The sequence below is a fragment of the Actinoplanes subglobosus genome (genome assembly GCF_042650585.1).
GTDB classification, from domain to species: domain Bacteria; phylum Actinomycetota; class Actinomycetes; order Mycobacteriales; family Micromonosporaceae; genus Actinoplanes; species Actinoplanes subglobosus.
Window position 1 is genome coordinate 125,016 of the sequence record NZ_JBHSBL010000007.1, and the last position, 12,383, is coordinate 137,398.

The window sequence follows — 12,383 nt, forward strand, 5'->3', positions numbered from 1 at the left end:
GGAGACGGCATGAGCGGGGATGTTCCGAGCGGCGTGCCGGGCACGTACGACCAGTACACGAAACCCACCGACGCGATGGGTAAGAGCCAGGGTTATGCCTGGTGGAAGGGCATCAGCCCGGTCACCAACCTGTTCGGCGGCGACCGGTACGTCGACGAGGGAGACCCCTCCTGGGAAGACGTCATCACCATGGTGGTGATCCCCGGCGAGCCCGGGAAGATCAGGGGCGCGGCCGGTGTCTGGGAGGTCCTCTTCGACCGGATCGAGCAGGCCAAGACGCTGCTCGACGACGGCATCGGCGACCTCAAGTCGTGGAAGGGTGACGCGGGCACGGCGTACCGCAACCACCTCAGCGACGTGTCGAAATCCCTCGGTGAGCTGATCGACAAGCACCGTACCGTCGTGGTGAGCCTGAAGACCGCCGCCGACAACCTCGAGAACGCGATCAACGCGATCCCGATCCCGGACGACATGGCCCACGAGGTCGAGGCGGCGAAGAAGAACTTCGACGTCTCCGGCAAGGTCGCCGGCATCGGCCCGGACGGCATCTACCAGACGCTCCTCCCGCTGTACGGCAACAAGTGGGTCGACGAGCTGCGTGAGGCGTTCAGCTGGGACTGGGCGCAGAAGAACCTGCGCGACTGGATCAGCAACCAGGACGACCAGGCCAAGGAGGCCTACAAGAAGCTGGCCGGTGACCACGTCGGCACGATGGACGGCATGCCCGAGGGGTCGCAGCTCGACTACAAGGCGCCGTCCGCCTCGGACTACCCGACCGTCCCGTCGGGTTCCACGCCGAAGGTGCCGGGCGGTGTGCCCGACACGAGCACGCCCGACATGAACACCAAGGGCTTCACACCGAACACGACGATGCCCGACACCAGCAATCCCGACGGCAGCATCCCCGGCAGCGACATCGGCGGCCCGGGCAGCGGCACCGGCGACTACCCCGGCACCGACTATCCCGGTGCGGGTGACGGCAGCTATCCGGGTTCCGGCAGCAGCCCCGACCTCGGCAGCGGTCTCGCCGGCGCGGGTGGCGGCGGTTTGTCCGGTGCCGGCGGTGGCGGTCTCGGCGCCGGCGGCCTGGGCGCCGGTGGCGGTCTGGGCGCGGGTGGCGGCCTGCCGGGCGCCGGCAGCGGTCTCGGCGGTGTCGGTTCCGGCCTGCCCGGCGTCGGAGCCGGGGCCGGAGCGGGCGGTCTCGCCAACGGGCTCCGCGGCATGGGTGCCGGAGCGGGCGCGGGCCGTGCCGGCCTGGGCGGCCTCGGCGGCATGATGGGCGGCGGTGGCCCCGGCGGTCATGGCGCCGGTGGCGACGACGAGCACAGCACCTGGCTCAACGAGGACGAGGATCCGTGGGGTTCCGACCCCGACGACGTCGCCCCGCCGGTGCTCGGATCCTAGGACCCCGCAGATGATCAGACGACGGCGAACGATTCTGGCCGTGTGTGCGGCGGTGGCCGTCGCGCTCACACCCGCGCTGCCCGCCGCGGCGGCCGAGCCCGTGCCGGTCAGCCAGGCACAGTGGTTCCTCGACGCGGTCAACGCGCGACAGGCACAGAAGACCAGCAAGGGCAACGGGGTCGTCGTCGCCGTCATCGACAGCGGCGTCGACGCCGGCCATCCCGATCTCGCCGGTGCGGTGCTGCCCGGAGTCACGTTCGGCCGGTCCACCAGCAAGGGCGGGCGCACCGACCCCGACGGGCACGGCACCCGCATGGCCGGCATCATCGCGGCCCGCGGCGGCTCCGGCAACCACGCCCTCGGCGTCGCCCCCGGCTCCAAGATCCTCCCGATCGCGGTCGACGCCGACAGCGCCACCACGCTCGCCGAGCCGATCCGCTGGGCGGTCGACCACGGCGCCGGCGTCATCAACCTGTCGATCGGCCGCGCCGCCACCTACGACACCCCTGCCGACGAGGTCGCGGCCATCGCCTACGCGCTGTCGAAGAACGTGGTCGTCGTCTCCAGCGCCGGCAACGTCGAGCAGCAGGGCGAGGCCATCGGCTCACCGTCCAACATCCCCGGCGTGATCACGGTCTCCGGCGTGAGCCGCTCCGGCGACTTCTGGAGGGGCTCCTCCTTCGGCCCCGAGGTCGTCCTCGCCGCCCCAGCCGACGAGATCGTGACCATCGGCAGCCGCAACCGCCACGCCAGCGGGTACTCCACCGGCGGCGCCACCAGTGAGGCCGGCGCCATCGTCAGCGGGATCGCCGCCCTGGTCCGCTCGAAATATCCGAAACTCGACGCGGCGAACGTGATCAACCGCCTGGTCCGGACCGCGACCGACAAGGGCGACCCCGGCCGCGACAACCGTTACGGTTTCGGAGTCGCTGACGCGCAGAAGGCCGTCACCGCGAAGGTCTCCGGCGTCGAGGCCAACCCGCTGACCCCCGCAGGCTCCACAGACACCGGCGCTTCCGACGGCGAGACCGGCGACGGCGGCCCACTGGGCTCCCCGGCGGCCCGCTTCGCCCTGGTCGCGGGCGTCGGCGTGGTCGGCTTGTTGCTGTTCGTGGGCTTCATCGTCCTGATCACACGCGCCTCACGGCGCCGCGCCCGCCCGGCACCGCCACATCCCGGCCAGCCCTGGCCGCCTGGCCACCAACCGCCGCCGGGCTATCCGCCGGGCACCTACCCACCCGGCCCGATCCCCGGCGCCTATCCACCTGGCTCCTCTCCTTCGGGCGCTTACCCACCCGGCCCGACCCCTGGCGCCTATCCGCCTGGCTCCTCTCCTTCGGGCGCTTACCCACCCGGCCCGCCCCCTGGCTCCTATCCGCCTGGCTCCCCTTCGGGCGCCTATCCGCCTGGCTCCTCCCCTTCGGGCGCTTACCCACCTGGTGCGCCTTCCGGCGCCTATCCGCCTGGCGCGGCTCCGGGTGCTTATCCGCCTGGTTCTCCTTCGGGTGCTTACCCGTCTGGTGCGCCGTCGGGTGCTTATCCGCCAGGTTCGCCGCCTGCCGCTTACCCAACCGGGCCGCAGCCTGGTGCCTATCCGCCGAGTTCCCCTCCGGGCGGGTAAACAGCCACATCTTGGCCGGTCATTGGCGGGTCAGGTGCGGCTTGGGTGCTCAGGGCGGAGCGGCCGTGTTAGCTCGGGGTAACGGTGCGGTCCCGGGTTGTGGCGGCGGTGCGGTGGGCTTCGGCCACCTGGAGGGCGAACTGTCCCGCGAACTCGACGGCGGCCATCCGGACCGCGAGTGCCCGCGTCGGGTGGGGGTGACCGTTGCGGGTGAGGCGGGCCAGCCAGCGGTTCTCCAGCTTGCGGCGGCCCACGATCGCTGCCGCGGACAGGCCCAGCAGCGCGATGCCCACCGCTGCCTTGCGCTTGTCGAACGTGAACTCGGGCTCGTCCCCGGCGATCGGCTGCGGGTCGGACACCGGGAACGGATGTGCGGCGACGACGAGTTCGTCGGGTTCCGGGTCGGGCTTCTTCGGGGCCGTCACGTAGCCGGCCGCGGCCACGGCGGCGACCGTCCCGAGGCGGGCCAGGCGGCGGCGGGCCGGAGAGAGTTCGCGGGCGGCGATCCAGGCGCTGCTGAGCGCGGCCTGCATGGCGGCGACCGCGACGGCGCGCTTGTAGGAGACAGAAGCCATGGCGAAACCGTAGCCCCGCTCGTCAACAAGATCAGGCGGCATGCCCCGGCACATCAGCAATCTGGAAGCCGGCCCCGGACCACGCCCGGCCCGGCCCCGGACCACGCCCGGCCCGGCCCGGCCCCGACCCCGGCCCGACCCCGGCCCGGCCCGACCCCGACCCCGGCCCGGCCCGGCCCGGCCCGGCCCGGCCCGACCCCGACCCCGGCCCGACCCCGACCCCGGCCCGACCCCGGCCCGACCCCGGCCCGGCCCGACCCCGGCTCGGCTCGGCTCGGCTCGGGTGGAAGCCCGTCACAGGCCGGCCTTGGTGAGGGTGGCCATCAACGTCGGCTTGTTGCGGTGGGTCTGGCGCACGGCGGCCAGATAAGCGGGGAAGGCGCTACTTCCCGCTCTCTCGTGCAGGGACCTCAGTTCGGTCAACAGGCGGGCGGCTTCGGCGTACCCCTTCTTGTTCTTCTGGTCGACGGCCGCCTCGGTCTGGCGCTCGAATCCCGGGATCGCCTCCGCCGGGTGGGTTTCCGCGCGGGCCACCGTCAGCTGCCAGAAGAGGCCGGGACCGCAGCGGTGTTCGACGGCGGCGGCCCAGGCGCCGTCGATGTCGCCGGAGGTGCGCAGGATCTCGACCAGCGGGTCGGCCGCGTACCCGCCGGCTCTGGCAAGTTCGCGCAGGTGGGAGTCGGCTCGTTCGGCGGTCTCGGGGAGGGTTCCGGTTCGTTCGGCGGCGTCCAGCAGTGCGCGGTGGCTCTGCGGACCGGGCTGCCGGATGAACATGTGCCATCGGAGGTCGGCCGCCTCGGTGTGGGCGCCGGTCTCGGTGAGCAGTTCGGCGAGCAGTTCGTCGATCCGGCCGTCGGGACGGTCGGCTTCGGTCCGGCCACGCCGGAGCCAGTTGATCGCCTCGGCGGGGCGGCCGGCCGAACGCAGGGTCGTGCCGATCTGCACATACCGATACGACTGTGGGAGTTCCTCGGCGTAGAGGGCGACCAGCGCGTCGGTGTCCTTCGCGATCACCTTGAGGTACTGCTCGCGCAGGTGGCGGACGGCCCAGCCACCGGGGTCGGCCGCCGCCAGACGGTCCCGGTAGGCCTTCAGGCCATCGGGGCCGAGCGCGTCGGCGAAATCGGCGATCGGGATGTCGGGCCAGCCCGGCCCGGTCACCTGGATGTCGATCATCCATGCGGCGAGTTTCATCGGATCGGGTGGCGCCGCCCGGCACGCGACCGCATATCCGGACACGGCCCGGCGCAGGGTGTCGCCGATGCTGCCGGACGAGTCGTCGGCCTGTTCCAGGGTTCTGGTGATGTTCTGGATCGCCGTCAGATAGAGCGGGCCGGCGTCGGCCGGATGTGACGCCGCCACCGAGTCGAGGGCGTCGAGCACCTCGGATGCCTTGCGGGCATAGTCGAATCCGCGGCCGTAGGGCAGGAAACCCCGGGCGCGCAGGCCGCCGACGAGACGGCGTAGTTCCTTCACATCCGGCTTGCCGTGTGTGGCGGCACGCAACGACAGTCGCCGGGAGAGGGCCGGGTCGTCGGAGGCCAGCTCCACGACCAGGTCCACCAGGGCCGCACGGTCCACGGACTCCAGGTAGGTGCGCAGATCCGGCGGCGAAGCCGGGCGTCGCCGCCGGACCGGCTGAGCGGCCAGCAGCGACAACCCGACAGCGACGCAGTGTTTGCAGAAGTTCCCGTCGTCACCCCACGGGCAGGTGCACTCGCCGCGCAGCGACCGCTTCCCGGACAGCCTGACCACGTAGGACTCGCTGCCTTCGACGGTGGCGACCACCCCGTCCGGCAGTTCGTCGACGACGCCGACCGCGTCGACGTAGGCGACGCCGCGCTCGTAGGACTTCGGGCCGGCGAGCCGCCGCAGGTCCGCGTCCGTGAACCATGTCATGGCGCCATCGAACCAGCGGCGTCCGCTACCGGATCAGGCGGCCCTGCTGACGAGGGCGCTGATCCTCGATGCCACGTCCGCACTGAACTCGGTGATCGCGAAGTACGTCGGCCACATCTCACCGTCGTCGAGGTGGGCCTCGTCGCTGAAGCCGAGCATCGCGTACCGGGACTTGAACTTGGCGGCCGGCTGGAAGAAGCAGACCACCTTGCCGTCGCGGGCGTACGCCGGCATCCCGTACCAGAGCTTCGGGGTGAGGCCGGGAGCCGCGGACCGGATCAGGTCGTGCAACCGTTCGCCCACCTCCCGATCAGAACCGGACATCTCGGCGATCTTCGCGAGCACCTCGGTCTCCTTCGCACCGTTCTTCAGCTCCTTGGCGCGCTCCTTCATCGCACTGCGCTCGGCTGCGGTGAATCCGTCGTACGTCCTGGTCATGGTGTTTCCTCTCCGCGCCGGGCACCAGGCCGGCCGGGCCCGGCATCCGTTCGATCGGCATCGTTGTCCCTTCGCTGGATCCATCGGACCACCGCCCGCACCCCGGCCGCGCCCTCCGTGGGACACCGTGGGACAGATCAAAAGACCATGACCAGCGCGGATGTACGGCCGAACGAGCGCCGTGGGACGGGACGGTACGGTGTGCCAGTGGCCGGCCCGCACGAGCGACTGGTGTCCCAGCTCGCCCAGATCAAGGACGTGAGCGGCCTCAGCCTGCGTGCTCTCGCCACCCGCTCCGGCCTGAGCAGTTCGTCGCTGTCCCGCTACCTGACCGGTCGCCTGGTCCCGCCGTGGGACGCCGTCGTCGCCCTGTGCCGGGCCGTCGGCCGGGATCCGCGGCCACTGCGCCCGATCTGGGCCGAAGCCGACAAGGCGGGCGCCGCTCCGCCGCCACGCCGTAACGACCTGCCGGCCGGCCTGTTCGACTTCACCGGTCGCGAGGCCGAGGTCGCGCGGGCCGAGGAACTACTGCGCACCGTGGGGGCAGCCGCCGTCGACGGGATGGCGGGTGTCGGCAAGACCAGCCTCGCCGTGCACGTCGCACACCGGGTCGCCGGCGCCTACCCGGACGGTGGCCTCTACCTCGACCTGCACGGCTTCACGCCCGGTCACGAACCGCTGGCGCCGGCGGTGGCACTGGAACGGTTGCTCGGCGCCCTCGACGTCACCGCTGTTCCGGCCGCGATCGACGACCGGTCGGCGCTGTGGCGGTCGGAACTGTCCCGCCGCCGGGTGCTCGTGCTGCTCGACAACGCGGCCGATGCCGAGCAGGTGCGGCCGCTGCTGCCCGGCGCGGGCCGGTCCGCGGTGCTGCTGACCAGCCGTAACCGCCTGGTCACCCTGGACGCCGTGCCGCCGGTGTCCCTGTCACCACTCGACGGCGAGGCCGCGGCCCGCCTGTTCGGCCGGGCCGCAGGGCTCACCGGGAGCGCGGGCAGCCCGGGGCTCATCAAAGACGACGGTGACGGGCTGGAGCTGGTGCTCGCGCAGTGCGGTGGACTGCCGCTGGCACTGCGGATGGCCGGTGCACGGCTGCGGCATCGTCCCGGCTGGACGGTCGCGGTGCTGGCCGAACGGCTGCGGGACGGTGCGCAGCGGTTCGACGCGGTGTTCGGGATGTCGCTGCGGCAGCTCGACGACGGGCAGCGGCGGGTGTTCCGGCTGCTCGGGGTGCTGCCGGGCGACGATTTCGGCACGGACGCGGCGGCGGCGCTCACCGGACTGCCGGCCGGGCGGTGCGCCGAGACGCTCGACGAACTGGTCGACGCGCACCTGGTGCAGGAGACGTCGCCGGGCCGGTTCCGGATGCACGATCTGATCCGGCAGTACGCGGCCGACCTCGCCACCGAGGACGAGGCCGGGGCGGGGGCCGCGGTGCGGCGGGTGCTGCGGCACTATCTCGCCGTGGCGGCCGGGGCGGATCCGGCCTGGTTCGACCTGGAGCATCCCAACCTGGTGGCCGCCTTCGACGTCGCGGTGCGGGTGGGGGACGACGAGGTGGTGGCCGGACTCGCCCCGGCGATGCGGGTCTGGTTCTTCCGGCATCGGGGGACGGCTGATCACGTACGCCTGCTGGAGAAGGCCGCGGACGCCGCGGGGCGTCTCGGCCGTGACCGGCAGCGGGCGTCGCTGCTCGCCGACCTCGGGTTCGCCCACGCCGCCGCCGGCCGGCTGACCGAGGCGCTCGCCGCCTACGAAGCATCAGCGGCGGTGGCGGGGCCGGCGGAGAAGGCCGGTCCGGCGGAGAAGGCCGGTCCGGAAGCGCGCGGCGGCCCGGCGGACCAGGCGGGGGAGCTTGCCGCCACGCTCGCCCTGCGGACCGGATTCGTGCTTCGTGACCTCGGACGATTCGCCGAGGCGCGGGAGAGGTTCGAGCGGGCGCGGGCGTTGTTCGCGGCGAGTGGGAACCGGGCCGGGGAGTCGCAGGCGCTCGCCTTCCACGGGTGGGTGTCGCTGCATCTCGGTGACCGTGACGACGCCGCCAGCCTGGCGCGGGCGGCCCTCGACCTGGCCGAGGGGCCGGCGAGGATCACCGGGCTGATCACTCTCGGCCGTGCGACGGGTTCGCTGCCGGAGATGGAGGAGGCGCTGCGACTGGCCGGCGCGAACCGGCTCCCGCACCAGCAGGCCTGGTGCCACAACCAGATCGGCGTCACGCTGCGGGAGTCCGGCGATCTCCCGGCCGCGCTCGAGCACCACCGGCGGGCGCTGGCGCTGCTCGACACACTGGCCGAGGTCCAGTTGACGTCCGAGTGCCGCCGCGATCACGACGAGACGGCCCGGCTGGCGGGAGCATCGTCGATCACCGGGAAGAGTGGCCTGGACGGGTGAGGTACCGCGCCGTCGCGGTCCGTTACGTTACCGGCATGCGCCGGCACCTCGCCCTCGTCCCACTCCTCCTCCTGCTGGCCGCTTGCGGCAACCAGAGCCAGAGCAACCAGAGCCAAGGCGACCAGAGCCAGGGCGACCAGAGCCGAGGCGAGCAGGGCCAGGCCCAAGGCGCCGGATCCGCGCCCGCCACGGCACCGGCGACCACCTCGCCCGGGCCTGCCGGGACGACGCCCGCCGCGACGACGAAGCCCGCCACCCCGGCTCCGGGCCTGACGGCCGTTTCCGGTCCGCAGTACGCCTTCGTCAAGTCGGTCGACCCCGCCACCCGCAAGCTCACCTACGACCTGGTCGAGTGGTTCGAGGGCAAGGCGGCCGTCAAGGCGTGCGCCGACGACGGCGAGAAGCCGGCCGAGAACGACTGGTGTGTCGGCTACTACATCCGTAACAAGAACACCAAGGTGCGCACCGCCACCGTCGCGTCCGGCGCCGAGATCCGCGTGGTCGACCTGGGTGAACTGACGAAGGCCACCCTGGGCAAGGTCGAGCCGGACATGCTCCTGCGTTTGGAGATCGACGGCGACGTGATCAGTGCGGCCGATCAGATCTATCTGCCCTAATGCATCGACAAACTTGACAGTCTTAAGGAAGGTACGGAAACTCCTGGGAATCCCCGTGAGTGCCCACATGCCCCGATGTGAGCACTTTTCACCGTAAGGAATCCCCCATGAGATCCCGTTCCCTCCGGGTCGCTCTCACCGCGATCCTCACCACCGTCCTCGCCGGAGCCGGTGCCGCGCTGGGCCTCCAGCAGGCGTCGGCCGCGGCCTGCGGCGACGGCACCTTCCAGTCCCAGGTGACCGTCAGCGGCAGCACCTGGACCGCCCGCAACGCGGCCGGCTCCGCCGTCTACACCGGCACCGACTTCCGCGCCGCGGTCCAGGCCGGCATCGGCAGCCTCACCGCGGGCCGTACCTCGATCCAGCGGGTCGTCGTCCGCGGCAACGGCACCATGTCGGCCGGCAGCCGCATCTCCCTCGCGAGCTACACGTCACTGTCGGTGTGCGGCACGATCAACGTGACCGGCTCCGGCAGCGGCGACTACGCCCCGGTCTACGCCCGCGGCGTCAGCAACATCGAGGTGCCGTACCTCAACGTCACCGGCAGCCCGATCTACGGCATCTTCATGCGCAACGTCACCAACGTGTGGCTGGGCCAGATCGACATGCGGCTCGGCGCCGGCCTGGGCGTCCGCATCGACAACCGCGGCGACACCAGCCAGTGGACCCGCAACGTCCGGGTCGACAGCGTCTACGTCCAGGGCGCGAGCTCGCACGCGATGGAGACCTACGGCGTCGACGGCATCACCATCGGCACCGTCACCGCCCGTAGCGTCGGCGAGTCCGGCCTTCTGCTCAACCAGACGATCAACGCGACCGTCGGCACTGTCGACGCCGACAACGCGGGCGCCGGCACCGGTTACGCCGCGTTCCGGATGGCCAACCGCAACGGCCGGGTCGGCAGCTCCTACCCCAACAACATCAAGGTCGGCACGGTCAAGGCCCGTGGCGGCGGCCGCGGTGTCTTCTGCGTCTCGGAGAGCGGCGGCGCGACCATCGACCGGGTCGACATCGCCAACACCGGCAACAACTCGATCCTGGTCGAGAACTGCTACAACGTCGTCGTCGCCGGTGTCTCCGGAACGGTCAGCGGCGGCGGCGAGATCCGCATCGCGGCCCGCACCGAGTTCGCGCCGTCGTCCGGCATCCGCTTCCAGAACCTCACGGTCAGCAACACCAACATCCGCTGGAGCCCCTGCACCGGCAGCAACAACACCGTCAGCAACGTCACCCGGACGAACTCCACGCTGACCTGGTGCTGATCAAGAACATTCATTTCGTACGGCCGGAAGGACGAACCGTGAGCCACCACGCGAGGTGTCGGGGACACCGGGCCCCGGCGCGACCGCCGGGCTGAATGCGGTGGTCAACGGCGCGGGCGTCCCCGATCCACGGGGGCGCCCGCTCGTTCGTCGAGTGTCAATGGACTTACCGGCGTGCGTGTGAATCGGATAGCGGACATCCGATGAATGATGGCGATTTCATCGAATCCGGTAATGATTCATGCCAGGTGCGATTCGTTGATCGATCATTCGGAGGTCGCATTCATGATCGTCGACATGTTTGTGATCGCCGACCCGCCGGTGATCGGCCGCGCGTGATCGAGCACGACCAGCGACGGGCGCTGACCGAGCTGCGGCGCCTGGACCGGGCGCCGACCCCCGAGGATGTGTGGACCGACGTCGACGTGCACCTCGGCGAGCTCAACGAGACCGCCGGGACGGCGGTGCTGACCGCGTTCGAGGAGGCCGAGGCGCGCCGGACCGGCAGCCCGCTGGGCCTGGTCGTCGAGGGCCGGCGCGGCTCCGGCCGGACGCACCTGCTGCGCTGGGCCCGCGAGCAGGTCCAGCAGCGCGAGGGCTACTTCTTCCTGATGGGCGTCGCCGACGGCCGAGCCTTCTGGCCCGGCATCGTGCACACCCTGCTGCGCGGGCTGCGGCGCTCCGGCCACTACCGGCACACCCAGCTCGCCATGTTCCTGGAGCGGCTCGGTGAGCGCGCCGAGCTCCCCACCACGCTGCGCCGGCAGATCCGCGGGCAGGCGCCGCTCACCCCGGAGGCGCTCGACGCGTTCGTGACCGGGGTCCGGACCGCCGACCCGGAGGCCGGGCGGGACTGCCGGTTCACCCTGCGGGCGCTGGTCCTGCTGGCGGCGGCCGACACCGACGTCGCCGACCTGGGGGAGACCTGGCTGCTGTCGCTGGCCGACCCGGCACCCGCCGACGCCGAGCAGTGGGGGCTGCCCCGGGTCGGCAAGTCCGAGCAGGACATCGCCGTGGAGATCTCCCGGCTGCTCGCCCTGACCGGCCCGAGCATGGTGGCGGCCGACCAGATCGACGTCGTCCTGGCCCAGAGCGACTCCGGCCGTACCCCCGTGATCGTCTCCGACCTGGGCCGCGGATTGCTGGACCTGCGGGAGAAGCTGTTCCGGACGGTGACCGTGATCGTCTGTCTCCCCGCCTCGTGGGAGCGGGTCCGGCCGGGCACCCCCGGCGGCCGTCTCCGGCAGGAGACGCACCTGCGTCGGCTGCCGTCCCGGGAGCTCGCCGAGCGGCTGATCGCCGCCCGGTTCGCGCCGCTCTTCGAGGCGGCCGCGTTCACGCCGCCCTATCCGACCTGGCCGATCCGGCCGGAGGCGTTCGACGGCGCCCTCGACCGTACGCCGCGGGAGCTGATCGAACGTGCCGACGAACACGTCCGGTACTGCCTGGCCCGCGACGAGGTCATCGGGCTCACCGACCTCGCCGCACACCGGGAGAGCGGGGCGCCGGCGCCGCTCCCGGCCGCCGGCGAGCACCTGTCCCGGCTCGCCGGGCGCCTCGACCGGCTGGCCGCCGAGGCCGACGTGACGGCCGCGCTGGACCCGCGCACCGAGGACGCGGCTATGCCCGGGCTGCTGACGGCCGGGCTGCGGGCCTGGGCGATCGAGCGGGGCGACGGCCGGTTCACGGTCCGGCCGCCCGAGCAGGGCAGCCCGTCCGCGCACGCCTGGCTCTGCGAGACCCTGGACGCGGAGTCGCGGGACGAGACCCACTGGTATTTCCGCGGACTCGCGCATCCCGGAGCACGGGCCGTCCAGGCCCGTCTGTCCCGGCTGCGCGGCCTGGCCGGCCTCGACCCCGCGGTCAGCCGGCGCCGGGCGATCCTGCTCCGCAACGGCGAGTGGCCGGCCGGCCCGGTCAGCGACCGGGTGCGGCAGGAGTTCCTCGACCTCGGCGGGACCGTCACCACGATCGAGCCGGACGACCTGCGCGTGTTCGCGGCCCTGGCCGTCCTGCTGGACGAGGACGACCCCGCGCTGCCCGATCTGCTCCGGGCCCGGCGGCCGGCCGGCCGTACCGCGCTGTTCACCGCGGTGCTCGGGGCACCGGCCGGGCTCGCCTCCTAGGAGGTACCCCCGCGGCGGGCCGGCCGTGGCGCACAGGTCGGCCGCGTACC

General features: G+C 72.3%; 9 protein-coding genes. 6 read left to right on the top strand and 3 right to left on the bottom strand.

Going from position 1 to position 12,383, the window contains the following annotated elements; translation table 11 throughout:
- Positions 1-9: 9 nt before the first annotated feature.
- Together ACFO0C_RS09515 and ACFO0C_RS09520 are read left to right on the top strand one after the other, a co-directional pair.
- Complete coding sequence (locus tag ACFO0C_RS09515) at positions 10-1,404, top strand: WXG100 family type VII secretion target (RefSeq protein ID WP_378066204.1); 1,395 nt, start codon at positions 10-12, stop codon at positions 1,402-1,404.
- 10 nt (positions 1,405-1,414) lie between these two features.
- Entirely contained in the window at positions 1,415-3,025 is a 1,611-nt protein-coding gene (locus ACFO0C_RS09520) for a S8 family serine peptidase (protein ID WP_378066205.1), read from the top strand.
- Positions 3,026-3,093: 68 nt separating this feature from the next.
- Here ACFO0C_RS09520 and ACFO0C_RS09525 read toward each other — a convergent pair whose 3' ends face one another.
- From ACFO0C_RS09525 to ACFO0C_RS09535, 3 genes are all read right to left on the bottom strand, one after another.
- Positions 3,094-3,600, bottom strand: a complete 507-nt coding sequence (locus tag ACFO0C_RS09525; protein WP_378066206.1) for a hypothetical protein — start codon at positions 3,598-3,600, stop codon at positions 3,094-3,096.
- Between the two features lie 294 nt (positions 3,601-3,894).
- A complete protein-coding gene (locus tag ACFO0C_RS09530) occupies positions 3,895-5,499 on the bottom strand; it encodes an SWIM zinc finger family protein (protein ID WP_378066207.1) in 1,605 nt (534 codons plus the stop codon).
- A gap of 33 nt (positions 5,500-5,532) precedes the next feature.
- Positions 5,533-5,937, bottom strand: a complete 405-nt coding sequence (locus tag ACFO0C_RS09535) for an iron chaperone (protein WP_378066208.1) — start codon at positions 5,935-5,937, stop codon at positions 5,533-5,535.
- Positions 5,938-6,144: 207 nt separating this feature from the next.
- Between ACFO0C_RS09535 and ACFO0C_RS09540 the strand changes: the two genes are divergently transcribed.
- From ACFO0C_RS09540 to ACFO0C_RS09555, 4 genes are all read left to right on the top strand, one after another.
- Complete coding sequence (locus ACFO0C_RS09540) at positions 6,145-8,328, top strand: ATP-binding protein (RefSeq protein ID WP_378066209.1); 2,184 nt, start codon at positions 6,145-6,147, stop codon at positions 8,326-8,328.
- A 35-nt stretch (positions 8,329-8,363) separates the two neighbouring features.
- Positions 8,364-8,945 (top strand): hypothetical protein, encoded by a 582-nt coding sequence (locus ACFO0C_RS09545; RefSeq protein WP_378066210.1) that lies wholly within the window; start codon positions 8,364-8,366, stop codon positions 8,943-8,945.
- Positions 8,946-9,052: 107 nt separating this feature from the next.
- The gene (locus tag ACFO0C_RS09550) at positions 9,053-10,207 is read left to right on the top strand and encodes a hypothetical protein (RefSeq protein WP_378066211.1); all 1,155 of its coding nucleotides are present in this window, start codon (positions 9,053-9,055) and stop codon (positions 10,205-10,207) included.
- A gap of 335 nt (positions 10,208-10,542) precedes the next feature.
- Positions 10,543-12,333, top strand: a complete 1,791-nt coding sequence (locus ACFO0C_RS09555) for a hypothetical protein (RefSeq protein ID WP_378066212.1) — start codon at positions 10,543-10,545, stop codon at positions 12,331-12,333.
- Positions 12,334-12,383 lie beyond the last annotated feature (50 nt).

What these genes read in the sequence shown, in the direction of transcription:
- ACFO0C_RS09515 (WP_378066204.1), top strand. Translation starts at nt 10, where the DNA reads ATGAGCGGGGATGTTCCGAGCGGCGTGCCGGGCACGTACGACCAGTAC.
- ACFO0C_RS09520 (WP_378066205.1), top strand. Translation starts at nt 1,415, where the DNA reads ATGATCAGACGACGGCGAACGATTCTGGCCGTGTGTGCGGCGGTGGCC.
- ACFO0C_RS09525 (WP_378066206.1), bottom strand. Translation starts at nt 3,600, where the DNA reads ATGGCTTCTGTCTCCTACAAGCGCGCCGTCGCGGTCGCCGCCATGCAG.
- ACFO0C_RS09530 (WP_378066207.1), bottom strand. Translation starts at nt 5,499, where the DNA reads ATGACATGGTTCACGGACGCGGACCTGCGGCGGCTCGCCGGCCCGAAG.
- ACFO0C_RS09535 (WP_378066208.1), bottom strand. Translation starts at nt 5,937, where the DNA reads ATGACCAGGACGTACGACGGATTCACCGCAGCCGAGCGCAGTGCGATG.
- ACFO0C_RS09545 (WP_378066210.1), top strand. Translation starts at nt 8,364, where the DNA reads ATGCGCCGGCACCTCGCCCTCGTCCCACTCCTCCTCCTGCTGGCCGCT.
- ACFO0C_RS09550 (WP_378066211.1), top strand. Translation starts at nt 9,053, where the DNA reads ATGAGATCCCGTTCCCTCCGGGTCGCTCTCACCGCGATCCTCACCACC.